Source organism: Neokomagataea thailandica NBRC 106555, from assembly GCF_001598495.1.
In the GTDB taxonomy this organism is placed as follows: domain Bacteria; phylum Pseudomonadota; class Alphaproteobacteria; order Acetobacterales; family Acetobacteraceae; genus Gluconobacter; species Gluconobacter thailandicus_A.
On record NZ_BCZB01000013.1, the window covers coordinates 72,041 to 95,262 of the forward strand.

Consider the following 23,222-nt stretch of genomic DNA (forward strand, 5'->3'; position numbering starts at 1 on the left):
GGCATTTTAATGAATATCCGGCAGATGATGACAAGACAGGGTGGACACAACGTGCAGACAAGACGTTCCTTAATCACCAGCGCTGCTGCTTTTGCGGCCTGCACGTCTTTGACGGCACCGATGGCAGCATTGGCGCGGCCACATCACCATGCTGCTCCTGCGCGGCATGAAGCCGAATCTCAGGATGAAAACGGTGCTGATGGTGTGTCTATGGCCTCTCCGGCCAATACGCCGTTAGGGCCTGTCGATACCTTAGCACGTTGGGCGTATATTTTTGATTATACGACTGGCGCTGTGCTGATGGATAAGGCGTCAAATGAGCGTATGCCGCCTTCATCACTGACGAAGATGATGACGGCGTATATCGTATTCGCGATGCTTGCATCTGGGCGTCTGCGGTTGGATCAGCAATTGCCTGTGAGTGAGAAGGCTTGGCGCACGCAAGGCTCTAAAATGTTTGTGCCATTGGGGCAGACGGTGAGTGTTGAAGACCTGATCCAAGGTATGGTCATTCAGTCTGGTAATGATGCGTGTATCGTTCTGGCAGAAGGCGTGGCTGGGTCGGAAGAGCGCTTTGTCGCATTGATGAATGAAGAAGCGTCTAAAATTGGTTTGACCAATTCTCACTTCATGAATGTCACTGGGCTCCCGAGTGAAGGGCATTATATGTCCGCGCATGATGTGGCTATGGTAGCCGGGCATTTGATCCGTGATTATCCGCAATATTATCATTTTTTCGGTGAGCCAGAGTTTACGTTTAATAAAATTCGTCAAGGAAACCGTAACGTTTTGGTGGCTAAGGGCCTCGCCGATGGTTTGAAGACGGGCCATACGGATGCTGGTGGTTTTGGTCTTTGTGCTAGTGCGGATCGTAATGGAAATCGTATCATTATGGTGATTAATGGTACGTCTTCGAGCAATGAGCGTGCGCATGAGGGGGAGCGTTTGTTTGCATGGGCTTTTGCCAATTTTGAGAATGTAACGTTGTTCCGCCGTGGGCAATTGGTTGATCAGGCGCCTGTCTGGATGGGCGAACATAGCACCGTTTCTCTTGTTGCACCGTCAGATATTACAATGACATTGCCTTTGGGCTGGCAGCAACGCTCTCAAGTGAGCGTTGATTATGCGTCTCCGATCATGGCGCCTGTGGTGCAAGGGCAGAGCTATGGGGCACTAGTCTTCTCTACACCGGGTATGCCGGATACGCGCTTGCCGTTGGAAGCTGGAGAAACTGTAGCAAAACTGGGCATTGTTGGTCGTGCTATGGCGCGGTTAGGTCATGGGCCAGCCAATTAAGATGTCTGGATTATTTGTTACGTTAGAAGGTGGTGAAGGGGCAGGGAAGTCGACGCAGGCGCGTAGGCTCTCTGCTGCGTTGCAAGAGCATGGTTATGAAACGCTTCTGACACGTGAGCCGGGTGGCACGCCTGGGGCCGAAGCGCTGCGTAATGTATTGCTGCATGGTGAAGCCTCTTTGTCATGGCGTGCGGAGATTTTGACGCTTCTGGCGGCGCGGTGTGATCATCTGGATACCGCAATTAAACCTGCTCTGGAGCGTGGTGCGATTGTGATTTGTGATCGTTTCCATGATTCGACCTTGGCGTATCAAGGGTACGGTGTGGGTGAGGCGGCGCCTGAGCGATTGGCTTTTATTCAAGAAGCACGACGTTTTGTCGCATGTGACCCAGATGTAACGCTGCTGCTGGATTTGCCGCGGGATGTAGCGCGTTCGCGTTTGCAGGCTCGTGGTGGAACGGGGGATCGTTATGAGGATCAGCACGATGCGTTTCATGAGCGTGTGAGTGAGGGTTTTGCGTATATTGCGCAGGCGGAGCCTGAGCGTGTGCGGAGGATTGACGCTGAAGCTGCGCCAGATTGCGTGACGGAACGGCTGGTGTCTGCCGTGTTGAGTGCGTTGTCGCAGCGTTCATGACTGGAGACGCTGCGCTTTTGGATCCACGTCATGCCTCGTGTGTTTATGGGCATGATGTTGCGTGTGCCGCGTTTCAGGAGGCTCTGAAGGCAGGGCGCTTACACCATGCATGGTTGCTACATGGTCCCGCAGGGATTGGGAAAGCGACTTTAGCGTTTCATTTGGCGCGTGTTTTGCTGAAGGGGGAAACCCTCGATAGCCCTGCTGGACGGCGCATTTCCGCGGGAACACATGGCGATCTTTTGGTGATTGCGCGGGCTAAGGATGAGAAGCGCGGGCGGTTACGGTCAGAGATTACGGCAGCAGATGTTCGGCCAGTGCAGGATTTTTTGCACCACACGGCAACGGAAGGTGGCTGGCGTGTTGTTATTGTGGATGGCGCTGAGTTTCTAAATCGTTTTGCAGCGAATGCGTTGCTGAAAATTTTGGAAGAACCACCTCAGAATACGGTTTTGTTCTTAACCAGTGCGGCGCCTGGGGCATTATTGCCGACAATTCGAAGCCGCTGTCGCCTTCTGGCTTTGGCCCCTTTGGGGGATGTTGATATGCGACGTGTTCTGCCGGATTTAACGGCGGAGCAAATGGCGCGAGCTCAGGGAGCGCCGGGGCGTGCTCTTTTTCTGGCAACGGATAAAGATGGCGCAATTGCAGATTTGTCAAAAAAAATACTGCAAGGTCAAAGCCTTAATACAGATCTCTTAACACAAATTGAGCGAGCTGTTCGTGATGCTGACGGTTTCGCATTGTTGTGTGATTTGCTAGGCGAGGGATTAGCAGATCAGGCGCGCCATGCGGCACGTCAAGGCGAGGTGTTTCAGGCTGAAGTATTGGCGCGGCATTTTACGGAATGTGAGGCGTTGAGACGAGAGACGGAACAGATGAACCTTGATAAGGTGCAGGCGATCCGCCAAGTGGTTCAGATCCTCGCGGGAAACTAGGGTTGGTTTCGCGCGTGTAGACAGAAAGATAATGGCAAGACGAATGAATATGACGCGGCGCTTCACGGTTACGACCCCAATTTTTTACGTTAATGGCGCGCCGCATATCGGGCATGCCTATACCTCAATTGCTGCGGATGTTTTGGCGCGCTTTCACCGCTTGAAGGGACATGATGTTTTATTCGTGAGCGGCACGGATGAGCACGGCCAGAAAGTAGCGCAAACAGCAGAGGCGCAGGGCATGGATGCCCAGTCTTATGCTGATGGTGTCTCCGCATCGTTTCGCCAGATGCAAGATGATATGGCGGTTTCAAGCGACCTTTTCATTCGGACAACGTCAGACGCGCATAAACGCGCTGCGACGGCCCTGTGGGAGCGGGTAGCCGCGAATGGTCATATTTATCTGGGCGCGTATGAGGGCTGGTATTCTACCCGTGATGAAGCCTTCATCGTGGAAGACGAACTGGTTAAAAAGCCGGATGGCACGATGGTGGCACCATCTGGCGCACCTGTTGAGCGCGTCAAGGAGCCTTCTTACTTCTTCCGCCTGTCTGACTTTGAAGACCGTTTGCTGAAATTGTATGAAGAACAGCCTGACTTTATTGGTCCACATGGGCCGAAGCGTGAGATTGTTAGTTTTGTAAAGCAAGGTCTGCGTGATCTGTCGGTATCACGGACCAGCTTTGACTGGGGCGTACCTGTTCCGGGTGATCCGAAGCATGTGATGTATGTATGGTTCGATGCATTGGCGAACTATCTGACTGCAACGGGCTTCCCTGATGCCGATGCAGACCGGGCAGGGTACTGGCCTGCAGATCTGCACATTGTTGGGAAAGAAATTGCACGTTTCCACTGTGTGTACTGGCCTGCTTTCTTGATGGCTGCTGGTTTGCCTTTGCCAAAGCGCGTGTTTGCCCATGGCTGGTGGACCGTTGAAGGCGAAAAGATGAGCAAGTCTTTGGGCAATGCTCTGGACCCGAAGGCGCTGGCTGATGAGTTTGGGTTGGATGCGTTGCGCTTCTTTCTGATGCGTGAAGTACCGTTTGGTGGTGATTCTAATTTTAGCCGCCGTTCGATGATCACGCGGACCAATGTCGAATTGGCAAATGATTTAGGAAATCTTTGTCAGCGCACATTGAGCCAAGTTGCACGTAATTTGGGTGGCATTTTGCCACAACAAGGGGCGCGCACGGAAGATGATGACGCTATTTTAGCGGTGGCTTCTGCGCTGCCAGAAGTGGTTTCGGAGCAAATAGAGCGTCTGGCACTGAATGAAGCTCTAGAAGAAATTTGGAAGCTCATCCGTGCCGCGAACTCTTATATTGACCGTCAGGCACCATGGGCGCTGAAAAAGACGGATACGGACCGTATGGCAGATGTGCTGCGCGTGTTGGTGGACGTGATTCGGACCATTGCAACACTGTTGCAGCCTTATATGCCAACGACGATGGACCGTATGTTGACGCAGCTTGGTGTGACGGAAGGGGAGCGTACAATTGAAGCGCTGACGACTGCTTTGCCGGCGGGCCGTGAGTTGCCAAAACCACAAGGGTTGTTCCCGCGTTTTGTTGAGGCTGAAGGCAAGGATTCCTGATGACGGGTTTGATCGACACGCATTGCCATTTGGACCGTCTTACGGATGTGGATGAAGCGTTGAATCTAGCCCGAGAGCATGGTCTCTCGGGTATGATCACGATCGGAACACGTTTTTCGGAGGCGTCAAAGCAAATTGGTCTGGTTGCGTATGATCGGCCTGATCTGCGGGTCTGGTGTGCGATTGGTACGCATCCGGACCACGTTCTGGAAGAGCCGGAAGTCACGGTTGCAGACATCGTGGCGCGGACGAATGAGCCCGGTGTGGTTGCGATTGGGGAATCTGGTCTCGATTATTTCCATGGTGAAGAGGCTGTGCGGCCTGTGCAAGCGGCCTCTTTTCGGATGCATATTGCGGCAGCACGAGAAACAGGGCTGCCGCTTGTGATCCATACGCGTCAAGCAGATGATGACACGATTGCGATTTTGGAAGACGAAAGCGGGAAGGGAGCGTTTCCGTTTCTCATCCATTGTTTTGCCTCAGGACCGAAATTGGCGCGGGCAGCTGTGGCCTTGGGAGGATATGTCAGCTTCTCCGGCTTGCTGACGTTTCCTAAATGCGTTGAAATTCGTGAAGCAGCGCGTGAAGTGCCAGAAGATCGGCTCTTGGTGGAAACGGATAGTCCTTTTTTGGCGCCTGTGCCGAAGCGTGGGAAGCCCAATACGCCGGGTTATGTGAAATATACAGCCGAATGCCTTGCGCGTGAGCGTGGGGTGTCGTTGGATGAGATCACAGCACTAACAACGGCAAATGCACGTCGTTTATTCCGGAGGATAGCCCCGTGAAGATTACGGTTCTCGGTTGTGGTGGCTCAGCAGGTGTTCCCATGCTTGGTGGTGTGGAGGGCTCCTTGACAGGGTTATGGGGGCGCTGTGATCCTCAAAACCCACGCAATCGTAGAACACGGTCTTCTATCGTTATTGAAGGGGATGAGCCGTATTATCCAGACACGATGAATGGTGCCGGTGAGGGGGGCTTTCGTCTCTTGGTGGATTCAGGGCCGGACTTTAGAAGTCAGATGCTGGATCATGGGTTGAGTCGTGTTGATGCTGTGTTGTTTACGCATCCTCATAGCGATCATACGAGTGGCTTGGATGAGTTGCGTTCTATCAACCGTGTTTTGAAGGCCGCTTTGCCGCTTTATGCGCGGCAAGATGTGCTGGATGAACTCAAGCAGCGCTTTGAATATGCATTCACGCCATGGACTGGGCCCGGATACTTCCGGCCGGTTTTTGATGAGCATTTGGTGCATGCGGGGGATACGCTCTTTCTGCCGGGGCTTCAGGTGAAATTGTTTGAGCAACGTCATGGTAAGATCACGACTGTCGGCATGCGTTTAGGGGACTTCGCTTATTGTACAGATGTTGAAACCCTTTCAGAAGATGCGCTGATTGCGCTGGAAGGGGTTGATACCTGGCTTGTCGATTGTTTCCAGTACAAAGAGCATCCGGCCCATGGTTGGTTGGAGCGTGTTTTGGAATGGCGTGAGCGTATTGGTGCGCGGCGTACGATTTTGACGCATATGGGTCCGGAGATGGATTACGAGACGTTGTGTCGTGATCTCCCGCAGGGTGTTGAGCCTGCTTATGATGGTATGGTGATCACACTCTAAATGGCTAAGGAATTGGCGTATTTTCGTGAGAAAATGGCTGATTTCTCATATATCAGTTGGCATAATATATATTATGCGACAAACCTCGATCTGAAAAATATACCCTTTCCTCGGTGTATTCCATTATCTCTGTCCGTGCATACGCTGGTTATAGCTGCAACTGATATTCGTTTTGATCGTATGGCTTCAAAATGGAGCTGTTTATTGGCTTGGTTTGATGGGAATGTCTGATTAATGGCATTTTGCCATAGGTTCTTTATGGGGCGAATTCGTACTTTAGGACAAAATGCCACAACGCTATCAGTGGCAAAATGCCATTGGATAATTTATGGCATTTTGCCACTCTCGTAAAAGTGACTTGTGGCATTTTGTCCTAATTGGTGCGTGTGGCATTTTGCCATTCATCTCCCCTCCCTCTTTACCTCTCTGCAGGTTCCACCTACGGACATGCTCTGCATGTTTTATCCCTGCTGGACCGAGGAACTCCCTTGAGCGAATTACCAATTGAAGGTGTGACGGCAGAACGCCGCGCTGCACCTATGATGACGACTGGCCCGCAATTGTTTGGCCATCCATTGGGTTTGTGGTTTTTGATTGCTACAGAAGTCTGCGTTGCGTTTTCGCAGTATGGGTTGCAGTCCATCTTTGTGTTGTATTTGACCAACGCATTGTTGCAGCCCGGTCACATTGAGCATGTGGTTGGTTTTGGTGCTTTGGCGGCCTGCGTGAAAGCTATTTACGCACCAATTGGCACGAAAGCGATGGCTGCGGGTATTACGGGCCTTTTCCTAACGCTGATTTTCGCTGTTCCTTTGTTAGGTGGCATTGTTGCGGATCGGCTATTGGGGCGAACGCGGACGATTATTCTGGGTGTGGTTTTGCTCACCTGCGGGCATTTACTCATGTCCTTTGAGTGGAGCTTTGTGTTTGCACTGATTTGCTTGATTGCGGGATTTGGTGCTGCAGGCGGCATGAAGGCGCAAATCGGTGGGCTGTATGCGGTTGATGACCCTCGCCGTTCCGAAGCGTATCAGTATTTTCAATTGCTCTTCCAGACGGCCCCCATTGTCTCCCCTCTTATCTGCGGTGCTTTGGCTGCATATGCGTGGCACTGGGGTTTCTTAGCCGCAGGTTTGGGAATGTTGGTAGGCATGGTGATTTATTTGGCTGGCCTGAAATGGCTGCCGACTGAGGCGCCGCTCAAGGAGCGTAAAACAATACGCGTAGCTTTGACCCGACAAGAGCGCCGTTCGGCGATTGGGTTAGTTTTGATTCTGCCAGTTTTAGCTTTGGCCGCCCTGCCCAATCAGGAAATTTTTGATGGGTACATGCTCTGGGCGCAGGAGCATTATCAACTCAAGCTGTTTGGTTGGGATTTTCCGGTCAGTAGTCTTATTTCTTTAGATGCCGTGATTAGCACGTTAACGGCCATATGGGTGCTGGCTTTCTGGCGTTGGTATGCACGTTTTTGGAAAGATCCGGCTGAGATTACCAAGGTGGCGATTAGTACAATTATCGCAGGATTTGGTCCTTTATGTCTTATCGTGGGGGAAATTTTTTCACCGGGTATGCATGCGATGAGTCCGCTTTGGGGAATTGCGTTCCATACGTTTAATGATATTGGCTTTGGCATGAATTACGCGATTGGGATGGCGATGTTCTCACGCGTTGCGCCAGCGAGCTTGAATACTATTTTGGTCGCCGCTTTTGTGCTTCATCTTGCGGTAGCGAATTTGATTGTTGGTAAGCTTTCCACGTTGATTGACCGTATTCCAGACTTAACGTTCTGGTGGTTACATACGGGGGCGGCATTTGCCGGGGGAGCTGTGCTGCTTGTATGTGCGATTTTCTTTAAGGATGTCTTTGATCCGACAGGGAAAGACGCTTAAGCAGATTAAAAGCCCCGCTCTCAGAGCGGGGCTTTTTTATGAGGGATTGGGATGAATGAGGTTCTTGATGTCATGCGTCGGGGCGAGACGACTTCCTTCATCCGTATGAACGACATAGGCTTCGAGCGTGCCTTCTGAGCGCATGGCGCTGCGGGCTAGAACTGTACGGCGCACAATGGGGTAGTGGTGGACCATTTTCTCAAAAATGGGGCGTGGAATGGCCAAAAGATGCCCGAATTGGAGTGAACGTACTGTGCCGGGGATGCGGCTATTTTCGAGAATAGAGGTAGCGCCGATGAGGTCGCCACTACCAAAAAGGATGTCCTGCTCTCCTAAGTGAGCCTCTGCTAGGCCCGCGACCTGTGCATAGACAACGCTTGGATTTTGCCCGCGCCGAAAGAGTATCTCTCCCGGGGAAACAAATTGCAGAGACACGCGGCGCGAGAGTTTGCTGAGCACGGCATCAGGTACGCCGTTAAAAGCTGCAAAAGCACGGAGGCGTTGTTCGATACCGCTTTTTAAGTTGAAGCGTAGAGGTGTATTGAGGCGTTCACGGCGTGTTTCGATGCTACGGTGGAGTTCTCGGTGGACTTCTTCCGAAATGAGATTGTCAGCGGCCAATGCGCCATATTCTTCATCTTCAAGACGAAGTGCGATCTGGCGTAAAATCCGGCTTTCCAGTGCTTCAGAATAACCGGAATAATGTAAGCGCAGGGTTTCGAGGGCGTCATCAAGCAGTTTGCGTTGCCGGCCTAGGACTTCTGAGACGATTTCGGTGATGCGAGGGCCTAAAGTAGGTTCTAGGCGCTGGCGTACAAAGCGCTGCAAAGAGAGTGACACCAGATGGGCGATGATCAACATCTCAAAGCGCTCCATCATGCAGGCGATGAGTGGCTGATCAATATGTAAATGGCTATGCAGTGCTTGTGCGATGCGAAAGCGCAATGTGGGTTTCAGGCGTTTTTTCAGTGCGCGGACATAGCCATAGCGCCCTTCTAAATGTGCGCCATCAGCCATAGATTCCGCCGTGCGGAGTAGTGTTTCCATTACGCGGCGTGAGAGGCCCTGAATACGGAAGAGGTCTAGCAGTAAAGAGCGCTCTTGGTTGGCAAGGGTAATGAGCGCGATGTTTACGCGTGCGCGGTCCCCCAAAACGGTTTCAAAATTATTAGCCGCCCTCTCCCGTTCAGCGCGTTTTTCAATGCGACTGATAACGCCATTGCGGGTTTTTTCGCTAAAGCCCAGTTCATCCGAGATTTGGCGCGTGCGTTCTGCCACGGTGCCGAGGCCGATAGCGAGGATCTGCTGCCGAATAGCTTGATCAACGGGTGAGAGTTGGTCAAGCTTGAGAAATAAGACTAGGGAGCGCAGGGTTGTTCCGTTCACCAGCAGTGTAATGAGGACAAAGCCGGTAGCGATAATCCCGATGAAATGTGCGACGGGGCTTGAGACGTTCTGGTTTTCTGTCACCGCGAGGGCGAGTGCTAGGGTAATGGCGCCGCGCAATCCGCCCCAGACCATGGTGAGTTTAAAGGGTGTAGGAACGGCGGGAGAAAGTTTGGTGATTGCTAGAAGTGGGAGCATGCCGAAGACGACGGCAGCACGCGCTAGAAGCCCTGCTACGGAGGCAATGAGAATTAAGACACAGTCCCAACGGGTCATGCCAATCATTAAACGCGGGACGAGCATAGAGGCGAGTAAAAAGACGAGAGAACCAGCCCAATAAACGAGATGTTCCCACATTTCGTTGAGGGAGCGCCATACCTGTGGGCGGAAGGTGGATGGGCCATAAGCAGAGATGGTCAAGCCTGCGGCGGCTGTAGCGACAACGCCAGAGAAGCCCAGTAATTCATCACATAAAATATAAACCGTATAGGGCAAGGCGAGTGTTAGGGTGATTTCCGCGGCTGCGGAGCCGCCTAGTCCGGCAATGAGCAATAAAGTGAGGCGTGCAAGGCAGATGCCAACAACGATGGCTCCACCAAACGCCGTCAGGAATTCAAGGGCTGCGTCACCGAGTTGGATGTGCTGATGGGCTGTTTCAGCAGTGAGCAGAATTGTGAAAATAGCAATAGCCGCAGCGTCATTGAGGAGCGCCTCCCCCTCAACGAGGCGTGTCAGGCGGGATGCGGCCCCGATTTCACGGAAGATGCCCGCCACGGCGGATGGGTCCGTCGTTGCGACGATAGAGCCCAGCAGCAAACACACGACGAGGCTTTGTCCGGCAAATGGGTATAGAGCGAAGCCAATGGTTGCTGTTGAGACGATCACCGCGACTACGGCTAGAAGCAGGACGGTTGCGGTTTCTTGTGCAAGGCGCCGGACATCAATGCCCATGGCCCCGTGAAAGACAAGAATGGGCAAGAAGATGAGTAGGAAGGCTTCACTATTAATGGGAAAATAAATGAGGGCTTCAGCCGCACCATCCAGCAAGTCTGTGGCTGATGAACGAATGATAAGCGAAGCCGCGCCACCTAAGATAATCCCAACGAGAGCGAGAAGAACAGCCTCAGAAATGACGAGTTTCTTCGCCAATGGCTGAATAAGGCTTACCAGCGTGAGCAGGAACGCGAGCGCGAGAAGAATGGCTGCGAGCCCGGTCACCATCATAATCCTATCTTCTCCGTCTCAGTGTGAATATGTCTTACACCCTAATGGGCCCCGGTATCGCGGGGAAGTCTTGTTTGCAGGAGATCACGTCAATTCCGGGGCAAGACTGTGTTAGAATGTGGATGATAGCGTCAAACGGCATCTGCTGCTTGTAGCCAACGCTGAACTTGGGTTTCGGGTTCATCATGCCGGATAAAATTACTGACGGCTGAGACACTGTCGGCACCGGCTTTTAAACATTCTGGCATACGCTCTAGCGTAATGCCACCAATGGCAACTAGAGGAATAGAACCGCAGAGGCTACGCCATTCGGTTAATTTAGCGACGCCTTGAGGGCCAAAGGCCATTTTTTTGAGTGTGGTTTCCCAAATGGGGCCGAGGGCTACGTAATCAGGTTTGCAGGCGAGAGCGCGCTCTAGCTCTGGGTGAGAATGGGTGGAAAGGCCAAAGGCGATCTTGGCTGCGCGAATGGCGTCTAGGTCTGCGGTATCCAGATCTTCTTGGCCCAAGTGCACCCAAGGGTAGCCAAGCTCAAGAGCCAGTTCCCAATAGTCATTCAGCACCAGTGTGACATTATGACGGGCAGCAAGGGACAGCCCTTCTTCTGCCTGTGCACGGAGATCTTCAGCAGACAGGTTTTTCAGGCGTAATTGAATAAATCGTGCGCCAGCACTGCCGAGGCGTTCGACCCAGCGTGGATGGTCAACGATGGGGTAAATGCGGGATGGTAAAGCAGATGCGGTTTTCATTCGACAGCGAGCCCCCGGGCAAGTCCAAGTGTTGGGGTGGAAGGAACAGCCATATCACGTTCCTCAATAGGTTGTGCAGCATAGCCGGCTAATCCTGCCTCACAAGCGAGGCGGAAGGCCTCTCCCATACGGACAGGGTTACCGGCTTTAGCGACAGCCGTATTGATGAGAACGGCATCGAAGCCGAGCTCAAAGGCCATGGCAGCGTGTGAAGGGCGACCGATCCCGGCATCAATCACCATGGGGGTGTTTGGGAAGTGCGCGCGTAATGCCCGGAGGCCAAACACATTATTCAGGCCGCGCCCTGAGCCAATAGGTGCCCCCCATGGCATCAGGACTTCGGCACCAGCTTTTAGCAGGCGCTCTGCGGTGACGAGATCTTCAGTTGTGTAGGGAAACACTTTGAAGCCGTCTTCTGTGAGGATGCGTGTGGCTTCGACAAGGCCAAACACATCGGGTTGAAGCAAGTCCCCCTGCCCGATGATTTCGAGTTTTACCCAGTCTGTACCAAAGACTTCACGTGCCATATGTGCGGTTGTGACGGCTTCACGAACGCCATGGCAGCCGGCGGTATTGGGAAGAATATGCACCCCAAGGCTTTTGACTAAAGACCAGAATGCCTGTCCTGCTTGTGCTCCTGCGGCTTCACGGCGTAACGACACGGTGACGACGGAGGCTCCGGAGGCCTCCACCGACTGTGCAAGAAGTGCCGGGCTGTCATACTGCGCCGTGCCGAGCATGAGGCGCGAGGAGAGTTGTGTCCCGTAAAATTCCATGGTCAGCCCCCCTGCATTGGTGCGAGGACCTCGAGCGAGGCACCTTCAATGATGGTCACGGTATCACGTTGGCTGGCGGGTATGAAGGTGCCGTTCACTGCGGTGGCAATGCGTGCGCCGCCATAGCCAAGTTCATTCAGGATGGTCGCGAGAGTGGTGTTCGTAACATCACGCTGTTCATCATTGACCAAGATACGCATAATGAAAAACTCTCCTCAGACCGTATTAAGCGGCAGTGCCGAAGATAATATCACAGATTTGTTGTGCCCGATGCGGGGAGAGAAGAAAGCCATGTCGGTACATACCATTGAGGGTAATATGGCGTCCGTTCTGTCGAATGCGCGGGACATTATCATCAAAGGCAGGGCGGCGGCCTGCATTTGCTTCAAGGATTTCAGCATCTGCAAAGGCGGGGTGCAACGTATAGGCTGCGTTGAGTAAGTCCGTAATGGAGCGGACGGTCATCCCGCGTTTATCATCACTTTCAATCATGGTAGCCCCCACCATGAAAACTTTGTCATCACGCGGTACGATATAAATGGGAATGCGTGGGTGCAACATGCGGACTGGGCGGTGCAGTGTTACGTCGAGGCATTTTAGCAGAAGCATTTCACCACGGACGCAGCGCAGGCGTGTTTTGAGGTCTGGGTCGTGGGTTCGGGCATCAATGCCGGTGCAATCAATGATCCAATCAAAATCGGTATTCTGAGGTTCTAGGCCGTTGAGTGTCAGAGTATGCCCTTGTGAGATGAGGCGTTCAGCGAGTGTGCTGAGGGCTTTTCGGGCATCCACATGAGCTTCTGTGGGGAAGTAGAGCGCGCGCTCGAAACGTCCTGTGAGGTCAGGCTCTAATTCCGCAATGCGTGGGCCTGAAATGGTTTCAAAATGGCGCGTGCGGCGTCCAAATCGTGCGATTTCTGGTGTGTCCCGTGCGGGAGCGACGACGAGGCTGCCGTTATGGGTTGTGCTGGGGACGTGTTCGCTCCACCAAGCGATGGAATGAGCGCTATCACGCGTGACTTCCTCTGGTGCGGCTTCGGCCTCACACCATGGTGTGAGCATACCGCCTGCATGCCATGACGCCCCTGCCCCAATGCGTCCGGCTCGGTCGTAAAGAGTAATGTCAGCGCCGCGATCTGCGAGAGAAACGGCGGTGACAAGACCGGCAACGCCGGCCCCGCGAACGAGAATTTTGGGCTTTGTCATAAGGTGCACTCCTTGATGCAGGATTGCGCGCTTCTGGGCCGAACAAGGCCGCAAGGGCGTGGTGTTGTGACGCAAAGTTGTAGGCCGGTCCGTCGCGCGATCCTAGTGCAACATTTAGTGAGGCTTGGGGAGAAGATGCGTGTTGGGATAAATCAAAATATCATAATGGCTGAGTTTACGTATTTCTGATGGTTCACCAAAGCTATGAAGAATATCTGCTTTTGAGAAGGTTTCTTCCGGGGATGGTAAAAGAATAAAAAATCTTTTTCCTGATAATTCGCTCCAGTCAAAGCTCGGTTGAATATGAAAAAAAGGATGAACATTGCCCTGTGCATCACGCATGCCAGGCATCACTCTTATATGTTGTAAAGAGGCGGCTTGGATATTGAGCGAACTCCACCAAGAGCCGATTCCGATATAAGGGCCGTTTTGGTTCAGGGATTGATAGACCGCCCCTGCCTCAGCAGATAAAATGCCCGTTGAATTGTGGGGCAGATCGTGTCTATCCGCCTGTAGGGTTGTGTAGAGAACCAGTAAAGCGAGCCATATGGCGTAGCGGCTCTGTGCCCAATGCAGGGCTATAAGGCAAGAAAGAGCGGCCCATGCCGGAAAAAGATACCGCGCTGTGGCGATGGGGTTACCATCAAGTTCTATACGGTTGCTGAACATGAGTGCGCAGAGATTTAACCCTGCGAACACTGTGAGCAGGAGTGAAAAATTGGTTGTGCGGGTATGCCACCATTGCCGCGCTGCACTCCCGAGAGCGAGTATGCCTAAAAGCACGAGGCCGAGGCGTAATAACTCTGGTGTTGATGCTGTGATTAACCGTCCTGATGGATCTGCCCCGAACACCAAGAGGAGATCGTGCAGAGTGGTGCTGATGTTGTGCCCTAAGGACTCCCATGCCGTAAAACGGCTTTCGGCAGATTCTGTTTGAAAGCCGCCTTTCACGGTGTTCAGCGCAATGAGTATTTTACCGCAAGTGGCAGCGATGATGGTGTTGAGGATGAGGTAGAATTTTTGGCGAGAGGCTGTCTGAGGCCAAAGAACCGCATAGCCCAAGATGGCACCGGTGGCGGTGTAGTCCATCAGTGGGTCCCCCATGGTACCGAGACATATCATGAGGGCACTGAGATATAATGGACGTTTTTGCTGTGTTTTGAGCGCGTTATCAGCCCAATATAGGGCCCATAAGCCGTAAATAACCGTACCGACGTGAATGGCCGAAAGTGTAATAAAATACGCCATAGGTGAGCGCATCAGGGGGAATGCGAGGCAGGGTAATAAAAGGACCAAAGCGCCAAGGCGCTGGCTTAAGCTGGGTAAGTGTTTGAGGGTGATATAAAAGGCTGACAGAACCAGCCCGGTCCAGAGGATGGCGGGCTGTACAAATAGGAGGACTGGGCTTTGTGCAGGGTGCCCTAAGAGATGCCATATCCCGCCCAGAAGCGCAGAGAGTGCAATGTCTGAGGTCCAGAAATTTGAAGCGGTGAGCATCCAGCCATGCAAGCGCCAGTTCCCGTGAAGAACGGCAAGGCCAGCTTCAAAATACCCTGCTTGATCCGAGGTTTTAGGCCATAGACTGCTGATATGCGTTGCAAGAGCAAGGTATAATAAAGCGAGAATAATGCTGCTTATGGCGATGAGTACCTTCAAACGAGAACTCATGGAGATGTTCTCTCCGTCTTGTGAAGGGCCTGTGCGAGCCATTCAATCGGGTGCAGAGGGCGTGTGCCGGTATAGCGTTTAGTTTGGCATCGACAGGAATAGCCCGTGGCAAGAACGGGGTTTTTGGTCTGCTGTGCCCAGTTTTGTTGGAAAATCTGGTATGAAAGAGCCGCATTTTCGGCTTCATGGCCAAAGAGGCCTGCCATGCCGCAGCATCCGGCTTTGCCTGGCGTTACGGAAAGGCCGAAGAAGGCGAGAACAAAGCGCCAATCGGTTGTGCTGTGCGGGCGCGCGCCTTGTTCTGTGCAGTGAGGCAGAAGGGTGATCTCCTCTTGTGGTTGCATGGTGCAGGGTGAGATGAGTTTTTGCTCAATAGCGTTGCGTAAAAACGCTTCCAACGGGGTGACCTGCGGGATAGGAGAGGCTTCTTTTAATTCCGTGTATTCTTGGGTGAACATCAGGCCGGTGGCGGCGTCGACTGAAATGAGCGGCGTGCCAGCGACGCTAAGGCGCTTAAGGTCTGCGACTGCGCGTTGAGCGGTTTTTGTAAAACCGTGTGTGAAGCCGCGTACATGACGGGCTTTGCCATTATCCAGCACTGGTGAGAGGCGCACATCAAAGCCGAGTGTGGACAGGGTGGTGTAAGCGGCTTCTAAAACGCTGCCATCAAAGCTGCCGGTGAAGGAATCTTGCACGATGATTACGGCATGTGGGTTGGTGGCAGCGTGTTTGAGCCAGCGTGAGGTGACGCGTTTATAGCGAAAGAGGCGTGTTGGTCTTAAAAATGGTAGGTCAATCAGGCCAATTTTCTTAATGAATGCTTTAGAAACAACATTTTGCATAAAAATGTTGGCGAGTGATGGCATGCACCGCGCTATCCGCAGCAAGGGCTCAAGCATATAAACCACTTGGTCACGGAGTGTTCGTGCGTGAGAAGCATAATATGCGTGCAAAAAGCGAGAGCGCATGGAGGGAATGTCCACTTTAATGGGACATTGCGTTGCGCAGGCCTTGCAAGACAAGCAGGTGTCGAGTGCTGCTTTGACCTCTTCCGTTAAGCGCGGCAGAAAGGCTCGGTCTGGCGCGTGATCGGGGAGTGAACGTAGACGCGCCCAACTGCGGAGCAATGTGGCCCGTCCTTTGGGGGATTGTAGCCTATCTCCGGTTGCTTTGTACGATGGGCACATCGCTTGATCAGGCTCACGGTTAAAGCAGGCCCCGTTTCCATTGCAACTGATGGCTGCACCGTAACGGCGGCGAGATGCCTGGGCGAGATCCGCATCAAAAGCTCCTTTGAAGGGGACGGCGTCAATGCGCTCTACAGGGTAGCGCTCACCCGAGCGGGCAAGCTTCCCTCTATTAAAAAGTCCTTCAGGATCAAAGGCTTGTTTAATATCGCATAAGGCATTGTAGAGTGTTTCACCGAAGTAGAGCGGTGAAAATTCGCCGCGATAGCCTCGGCCGTGTTCCCCCCAGATCAAGCCACCATAACGGCGTGTTAGTGTGACGACTTGATCGGAAATATGGCGAATAAGCTTTCGGTCACGCTCGCTGGTCATGTCCATATAGGGGCGTACATGGAGGCACCCCACATCGGCATGACCAAACATGCCGTATATGAGGTTGTGCTGGTCTAGAATGTCGCGAAATTCGGAGACAAATTCAGGAAGGTTTTCGGGTGGAACGGCGGTATCTTCAACAAACGCAATACCTTGCTTTTGTCCCTCAGGGCGTCCGAGAAGACCAACGGATTTCTCGCGTAATGCCCATAGCTGATTAATGATAGCAGGGTCAGCAACAGTTTTAAAATCAATAACATCATCGCTTGTTCTCTCTAATAAAGAGAGAGCGTTCAAACGTTGGTTCTCAATGGTTTGAGCGTCATCACCAACGAATTCGACAAAGCTCATCCCTTCGACCGGCCGTTCGGCTTGTGCCCCCAAAACGGTTTCTAGGGTGGACCAGATGACGTCTTGTGAGGCGCGTGCAAGCACCTTGTCATCGAGCACTTCAATGGCTGCGGGCTCTGCCTTTAAGAGCGTACGAACATTCTGTAGGGCATCTTGAAAACGTCCATAACGAATGACGAGGAGCTGGCGAAATTTGGGGAGGGGTTTGACGTGTAGGGTCGCTTGTTTTGTGAGTGCTAAGGTCCCTTCTGATCCAGCTAATAAGCGTATTAAATTTAAGCCGCCCTGCTCATCCGTGAGTTTTTGGAGATTATATCCTGTCAAGCCACGGTTCATATCCGGGAAAACACACTGGATTTCCTCGGCATGTTTAGTCACAATATCTTGCGTAACACGGTATGCGTCCCCTGCCCGATCCGTCCTTGCGGATAGGGCAACAACATTCTCTGAAGATTGGGCGCAGATGGTAAGGTCTGAGCCGTCTGATAATGTGACATCAAGGGACTGAATGTAGTCCGATGTGCGCCCGTAAATTCGGGATCCTTTTCCAGAGGCATCTGTTGCAATCATCCCGCCGATCGTGGCGCGTGTGGCCGTTGAGACTGTGGGGGGGAAGAAGAAACCATATGGCCGCAAGAACGCATTAAGACGGGCTAAGATGACGCCCGGTTCAACGGTTATGGTCTTGGCCTGTTCATCAAAATGAACAATGGCTGTCAGGTGGCGTGCAACGTCGATCACGACGCCTGATGTCAAAGACTGACCATTGGTACCCGTACCGCCACCGCGAATAGAGAGGGTAAGGTCGATGCTTTTTGCGGCCTTAACGGCACGATTTAGGTCATCTGTTGTTTTCGGGTAAATAACAGCGAGGGGAAGTCTTTGATAAATGCTGTTATCGGTTGAGCCAACCAAACGTGCGGCGATGCTGTCAGTAATCTCACCAGAAAACCCATGTGCTTCAAGGGCGGATTTATACGCCGTCCAGCGTTTTAGGTCTCTAGACGCAAGGGTTAGGCGGTTAGTGTTGTGTGAGAGATAGGGTGCATCACCCATCGTTATTTCCCCCGGGCAGATCGTGGAACCCGCCCGGGTGAAATACGGTCGGGCTGCTAGGTTAATTATTCGACCGTAACAGACTTAGCGAGGTTACGCGGTTGATCAACATCTGTGCCTTTAAGCAGCGCGACTTCATACGCCAGCATTTGCACAGGGATAGCATAAAGGATGGGGATTACGAACGGATCAACATCGGGAAGCACAACAATATGTTCTGCTATGCCTTCAAGCTGTTGTGCTCCCTTTTTATCCGTGAACGCTAAGATACGTGCGCCACGGGCTTTTGCTTCTTGAAGGTTGGAGGCTGTTTTGTCGAACAAGATACCCGATGGTGCAATAGCGACGACGGGGACCGTACGATCAATCAAGCTAATCGGGCCATGTTTTAGCTCACCAGCAGGGTAAGCCTCGGCGTGGATGTAGCTGATTTCCTTTAATTTTAACGCCCCTTCATGTGCGATAGGCGTACAAATGCCGCGCCCCAAATACAGAACATCTCGTGCTTCAGCGACGATACGTGCCATATCGCGGATGGCATCTCCTCGTGCAAGAGCCTCTGCTGCACGTGAAGGAAGGTCGAGCAGGCTAGAGGTTAGGCTCTCTTCACGAGTGGCATCAATCACGCCCCGGGCGCGGGCGAATTCAATAGAAAGAGCTGCAAGAACAGAGAGTTGTGCAGTAAATGCCTTGGTAGATGCAACGGAGATTTCTGGTCCTGCCACCATGCCGAGGACAAGGTCACTTTCACGTCCCATGGTGGAATGTTCGACATTCAACACGGAAACGATCTTTTGTCCGGCATCTTTCAGGCGGCGTAGGACACCTAAAGTATCGGCTGTTTCGCCAGATTGGGAGATGAACAGCGCAACACCATCTTCAGCCAAGGGTAAATCGCGGTAACGCAGTTCAGATGCGACATCAATATCCACGGGTAAGCGGGCTAAAGATTCCAGCCAATAACGCCCGACCATACCGGCATAAAAGGCAGAGCCGCAGGCTGAGATGGTGAGGCGTGGAACGTGTGCTGGATCGAATGGTAAGGATGGTAGAGCAATAGTTTTGGCGGCGGGATCCGTGACACGCTGTAATGTCTGCCCGATCGCCACGGGATGCTCGTGTAGTTCTTTCTCCATATAGTGACGGTAGCCGTCTTTACCGACTTGCCCTGCCATGAAGGCCACGTTGTGCACGGGGCGCGTGATCACATCGCCTTCAGCATTATAGAGAGTCACATCATCGGGGGTAAGAACGCACCAGTCTCCATCTTCGAGGTAGCTAATACGGCTGGCGAGTGGTGCTAGAGCCAGACTATCGGAGCCAAGGAAGGTTTCACCATCGCCATAGCCGACGCCTAAAGGAGCACCGTGTTTGGCACCGATAAGCAGGCCATCATGATCTTTAAAAATCATGGCGAGCGCATAAGCACCTTCTAGCCGCTTGAGGGTCGCAAAAGCGGCTTCACGAGGGGCTAAACCAGTGTGCAGATAATGATCGACCAGATGCACAACGGTTTCGGTGTCTGTGTCGGATAAAAAGACGCGCCCTTCGGCCTCAAGTTCGGCTTTGAGTTCGGCAAAGTTCTCAATAATGCCGTTATGTACGACAGCCACGCGGTCCGTTGCGTGTGGGTGTGCATTATTGGTGGTCGGAGCGCCGTGGGTCGCCCAACGCGTGTGGCCAATGCCGGTAATGCCCTGAAGTGGCGTTTCCTCAAGCACTGTTCCCAGATTGTCGAGCTTTCCGGCCGCACGGCGGCGGTCAATCAGGCCGTCATCATTGAGTACGGCAATGCCTGCTGAGTCGTAACCACGATACTCAAGACGGCGGAGTGCTTCAAAAACGATTGGAGTAGCTGGCTTATGCCCGACAACACCGCAGATACCGCACATCAGCCCTGCTCCTTCTTTTTACGTAAAGCGGCCATGGTTTCGCGGCCGCGTTCTGGTTTTTCGGACTGGCGTGCACGGCCGAAAGCCATAGCGCCAGAGGTCACGTCATCTGTAATGACACTGCCGGCGGCAATGAGCGCTTCATCACCGATAGAAATGGGCGCAACGAGAATGGCATTTGAACCAATAAAGCCGCGTGCACCAATGGTTGTACGATGTTTGAAAACGCCATCATAATTGCAGGTAATCGTCCCTGCCCCGATATTTGTCGCGTTTCCGATGCTGGCATCACCCAGATAGGTCAAGTGATTGGCTTTAGCGCCAGCGCCAAGCGTTACGTTTTTTAGCTCAACAAAGTTGCCAACATGGCTGCCGGCTTCGCAGAGTGTGCCGGGGCGTAGGCGTGCATAGGGACCGATGGTTGCGCTGTCTTCGACCGTACAACTTTCAAGATGCGAGAACGCCCGGATAACGGCATGCGAGCGGATTGTAACACCGGGGCCGAAAAAGACGTTTGGCTCAATAACGACATCGGATTCAATGACGGTGTCAGCACTGAAAAAGACCGTTTCCGGGGCGACGAGTGTGACGCCATTGGCCATGGCGGCTGCACGCAGGCGTTGTTGTACGCTGTGCTCGACGCGTGCGAGTTCTGCGCGGGAATTAACGCCCGCGAGTTCGGCTTCATCTGCGACAACGCAGCTGACAGTACCTTCGGCAGCCGCAAGCGCTACAACATCGGTGAGGTAATACTCATTCTGGGCATTGTTGTTGTTAATGCGCCCCAGCCAACGTCGCAGGTCTGTTGCGGAGGCACAGAAAGCGCCAGCATTGCACAGGCCAATGCTGCGTTCTTCGTCTGTTGCATCTTTATATTCGACAATGCGTTGAACAGAGCCATTCTCTTCGATCACGCGGCCATAACGCGCAGGGTCAGTCGGGCGCATGCCCAGCATGGCAAGCGCTGCGCGCCCCTCTTGGCGCGCACTGAAGAGACGGTGCAGTGTGGCGCTGGAAATGAGCGGGTTATCGGCGTTAAGAATAATGACATCCCCATCACCGAATAAAGGTTCCGCTACTTGTGCGGCATGGCCTGTACCCAGACGCTCGGTCTGCGTGACGGTTGCGTGCGGATGAACGGCTTTTTCAAGCGCAGGCATATCCGGGCCAACGACGACGACAACATGGTTTGCAACCTGCTGTACGGTATCAATCAGGTGATTGATCATCGGACGGTTCGCAAGGCGGTGAAGTGCCTTCGGAAGGCATGACTTCATCCGTGTTCCGAGACCCGCAGCGAGAATGATGGCTGTCAGGGGGCGTGTTTGGGAGGGGGGCGTGCTGCTCATGTTCTCATCCGGGTATCCAACCTCTTGCCTGACGTCAATTTCTTGAACGTCATTTGGCTATCACTTCAGGTTGCCGATTGTTGCATGGTGTTGAAGGGTGCGGGGGTCTTAGTGCGTGATGGGTGTCTGTAGAACGAGACTGATATGGCCAAGTTTCGGGTGCTCAAACTCAACACGCACTGGCAGGAGGCCAAATCCTTGGACATTTTTGAACCAAACAGCCCCAGGTTGGGGAGATGCCATTTTGGCGCGGTTGGGTGAATCTTTAATAAAACCAGCGCTTTGCTGACCAACAAAGTCACACCGCAAGGCCGCACCCGTCTCCAACTGATCATGGTCTGTAGGGACGTTATCGGCCACAGGTCCGTGGACAGTAATATGTGTTAGGCGTGCGCCGTCAAAGACATTGGCTGAGCCGTTACACTGCCCTGTATTACGCATCGTTTGGAGTAAACGGACCATACCGCTGAACGTATCAATGGTTCCCGGCAGTGTACTGCTGGGAACAGGCTCGCGGTCGGTTTCAGGAGGTGTATGTATTGTGACTGTGGGCGTGTTGTTTTGATAGTCCAGATGGACGTGACGCTGCGCACCGCGTGAGAGGCCTGCGCTATCATAGAGAATAGGCGCAACAGTATTGCCCGGCCCGAAATGCCCTTCCATCCGGGCGGTTACGTCCATACGTACAAACCACCCAATCATACCGATCGAGCGAATATGTGCGTTGCCACCATAGCCCCAAGGCTGGGTGGCAAAGGAAACATCTGCATTTAAGGCATGCAGATCATGAACATAGGCGGCGAAGCTTTCATGCGCAGAAACAGGCCCTGAAATAGGAGCAGAATCTTGCGCCCAGACTGTGCTGGTGAATGCTGAAAGTGAGACCGCAGCTGCGATCACATGCCGCCATGTTCGATTAGACATCAAGATTTGCAACCTTCAGAGCATTGCCGACGATGAAGTCACGACGCGGTTCTACCACATCGCCCATTAGGGTGGAGAAAACCTGACCAGCTTCTTCGACATCACCGATTTTAACTTGCAGCAGGGTACGGGTCGCTGGGTCAAGGGTGGTGTGCCACAATTGCTCATCATTCATTTCACCCAAGCCTTTGAAGCGGTTAATGGCTAGCCCCTTTCGGCCTTGGGTGAGGATACGATCCATAATGGCGGCTGGGCCAAAGAGTTCATGTGCGTGTGGGTCGAGTGTCAGGGTGACTGGGCCACTGAAGTCACGCGCTAAGCGTGGACCTTCCGCGGTAAGCCAGCGTGCCTCTGCAGAACGGAGAATGGCGCTGTCCAAACGGTAGATTTCGTTGATACCACGGATAGAACGGGCACATTCAACGCCAGTTTCAGAGGCAGAGACCTTCCAGCCACGTTCGTTTTCTGGTGAGGCGTTGTCCAAGCGCTGTTGGAAGTCCGCAATGTGTTCGGCAGATGCGCTGATATTGGCATCCAGAACGCGAGCAATGGCGGCCTGCTCCAAAATCCAAACGGGAATTTTGGTGGCAATACGATTGAGATTACGGGCTGCATGATTGAAGAAGGCGACTTCATCTTGCAGCGCCTCACCTGTGAAATGACGGTCATCGGCAAAGCGCAGGGACGCATTGGCCAGGGCTTTATCCAGAAGATATTGCTCCAGAGCGGCATCGTCCTTGAGGTAGCGTTCTTCTTGGCCGCGCTTCGCACGATAGAGTGGAGGCTGCGCGATGTAGAGATAGCCGTTTTCGATGAGTTCCGGCATTTGGCGGAAGAAGAAGGTTAGCAGAAGTGTCCGGATATGTGAGCCGTCCACGTCAGCGTCAGTCATGATGACAATCTTGTGGTAGCGTAGCTTTTCGGCGGAAAAACCGCCTTGATCGACTTCCCCACGACCAATGCCGGTGCCAAGTGCCGTGATAAGCGTCCCGATTTCAGCGGAACCTAACATACGGTCAAAGCGTGCGCGTTCGACGTTCAGGATTTTACCACGCAAAGGCAAGATGGCCTGGAAACGACGGTCACGGCCCTGCTTTGCAGTACCGCCTGCGGAGT

18 protein-coding genes are annotated in these 23,222 nt (G+C 53.0%); 7 read left to right on the forward strand and 11 right to left on the reverse strand.

Going from position 1 to position 23,222, the window contains the following annotated elements:
• Window positions 1–24 precede the first annotated feature (24 nt).
• The 7 genes from NTH01S_RS05800 (at window position 25) to NTH01S_RS05835 (ending at window position 7,966) form a co-directional block, all read left to right on the forward strand.
• Complete coding sequence (locus NTH01S_RS05800; protein ID WP_157070877.1) at window positions 25–1,296, forward strand: D-alanyl-D-alanine carboxypeptidase family protein; 1,272 nt, start codon at window positions 25–27, stop codon at window positions 1,294–1,296.
• Between the two features lies 1 nt (window position 1,297).
• Window positions 1,298–1,933: a dTMP kinase gene (gene tmk / locus NTH01S_RS05805; RefSeq protein WP_370664304.1), complete on the forward strand. Its 636-nt coding sequence runs from the start codon at window positions 1,298–1,300 to the stop codon at window positions 1,931–1,933.
• On the forward strand, window positions 1,930–2,871 hold the full coding sequence (locus NTH01S_RS05810; RefSeq protein WP_068170859.1) for a DNA polymerase III subunit delta': 942 nt from the start codon (window positions 1,930–1,932) through the stop codon (window positions 2,869–2,871). The genes tmk and NTH01S_RS05810 overlap by 4 nt, the downstream gene beginning before the upstream one ends.
• A 49-nt stretch (window positions 2,872–2,920) precedes the next feature.
• Window positions 2,921–4,465 (forward strand): methionine--tRNA ligase, encoded by a 1,545-nt coding sequence (gene metG, locus NTH01S_RS05815; protein ID WP_068170943.1) that lies wholly within the window; start codon window positions 2,921–2,923, stop codon window positions 4,463–4,465.
• Window positions 4,465–5,250, forward strand: a complete 786-nt coding sequence (locus NTH01S_RS05820) for a TatD family hydrolase (RefSeq protein ID WP_068170862.1) — start codon at window positions 4,465–4,467, stop codon at window positions 5,248–5,250. The genes metG and NTH01S_RS05820 overlap by 1 nt, the downstream gene beginning before the upstream one ends.
• On the forward strand, window positions 5,247–6,077 hold the full coding sequence (locus NTH01S_RS05825; RefSeq protein WP_068170865.1) for an MBL fold metallo-hydrolase: 831 nt from the start codon (window positions 5,247–5,249) through the stop codon (window positions 6,075–6,077). The genes NTH01S_RS05820 and NTH01S_RS05825 overlap by 4 nt, the downstream gene beginning before the upstream one ends.
• Window positions 6,078–6,565: 488 nt before the next feature.
• Window positions 6,566–7,966, forward strand: a complete 1,401-nt coding sequence (locus NTH01S_RS05835) for a peptide MFS transporter (protein WP_245642212.1) — start codon at window positions 6,566–6,568, stop codon at window positions 7,964–7,966.
• A 36-nt stretch (window positions 7,967–8,002) separates the two neighbouring features.
• Here NTH01S_RS05835 and NTH01S_RS05840 read toward each other — a convergent pair whose 3' ends face one another.
• The 11 genes from NTH01S_RS05840 to NTH01S_RS05890 form a co-directional block, all read right to left on the reverse strand.
• Window positions 8,003–10,576, reverse strand: coding sequence for a cation:proton antiporter (locus NTH01S_RS05840; protein WP_068170869.1), 2,574 nt, complete (start codon window positions 10,574–10,576; stop codon window positions 8,003–8,005).
• A 131-nt stretch (window positions 10,577–10,707) separates the two neighbouring features.
• Entirely contained in the window at window positions 10,708–11,325 is a 618-nt protein-coding gene (locus NTH01S_RS05845; protein WP_068170874.1) for a thiamine phosphate synthase, read from the reverse strand.
• The gene (locus NTH01S_RS05850; RefSeq protein WP_068170878.1) at window positions 11,322–12,101 is read right to left on the reverse strand and encodes a thiazole synthase; all 780 of its coding nucleotides are present in this window, start codon (window positions 12,099–12,101) and stop codon (window positions 11,322–11,324) included. Before NTH01S_RS05850 ends, NTH01S_RS05845 begins: the two co-directional genes overlap by 4 nt.
• 2 nt (window positions 12,102–12,103) lie before the next feature.
• The gene (gene thiS / locus NTH01S_RS05855; RefSeq protein ID WP_068170881.1) at window positions 12,104–12,301 is read right to left on the reverse strand and encodes a sulfur carrier protein ThiS; all 198 of its coding nucleotides are present in this window, start codon (window positions 12,299–12,301) and stop codon (window positions 12,104–12,106) included.
• Window positions 12,302–12,326: 25 nt separating this feature from the next.
• Window positions 12,327–13,307, reverse strand: a complete 981-nt coding sequence (gene thiO / locus NTH01S_RS05860) for a glycine oxidase ThiO (RefSeq protein WP_068170883.1) — start codon at window positions 13,305–13,307, stop codon at window positions 12,327–12,329.
• Between the two features lie 114 nt (window positions 13,308–13,421).
• Complete coding sequence (locus tag NTH01S_RS05865) at window positions 13,422–14,975, reverse strand: hypothetical protein (RefSeq protein ID WP_068170886.1); 1,554 nt, start codon at window positions 14,973–14,975, stop codon at window positions 13,422–13,424.
• Entirely contained in the window at window positions 14,972–17,941 is a 2,970-nt protein-coding gene (locus NTH01S_RS05870; protein ID WP_068170890.1) for an FAD-binding and (Fe-S)-binding domain-containing protein, read from the reverse strand. The genes NTH01S_RS05865 and NTH01S_RS05870 overlap by 4 nt, the downstream gene beginning before the upstream one ends.
• Window positions 17,942–18,006: 65 nt before the next feature.
• Window positions 18,007–19,833 carry a glutamine--fructose-6-phosphate transaminase (isomerizing) gene (gene glmS, locus NTH01S_RS05875; RefSeq protein WP_068170894.1) on the reverse strand — a complete coding sequence of 609 codons (1,827 nt, stop codon included), beginning with the start codon at window positions 19,831–19,833 and terminating at the stop codon, window positions 18,007–18,009.
• Window positions 19,833–21,182: a bifunctional UDP-N-acetylglucosamine diphosphorylase/glucosamine-1-phosphate N-acetyltransferase GlmU gene (gene glmU / locus NTH01S_RS05880; RefSeq protein WP_068170897.1), complete on the reverse strand. Its 1,350-nt coding sequence runs from the start codon at window positions 21,180–21,182 to the stop codon at window positions 19,833–19,835. Before glmU ends, glmS begins: the two co-directional genes overlap by 1 nt.
• Before the next feature lie 108 nt (window positions 21,183–21,290).
• Window positions 21,291–22,106, reverse strand: a complete 816-nt coding sequence (locus NTH01S_RS05885) for a DUF3108 domain-containing protein (RefSeq protein WP_068170899.1) — start codon at window positions 22,104–22,106, stop codon at window positions 21,291–21,293.
• A partial coding sequence (locus NTH01S_RS05890) for a toprim domain-containing protein (RefSeq protein ID WP_245642214.1) occupies window positions 22,099–23,222 on the reverse strand: 1,124 nt, incomplete at its 5' end. The genes NTH01S_RS05885 and NTH01S_RS05890, both read right to left, overlap by 8 nt.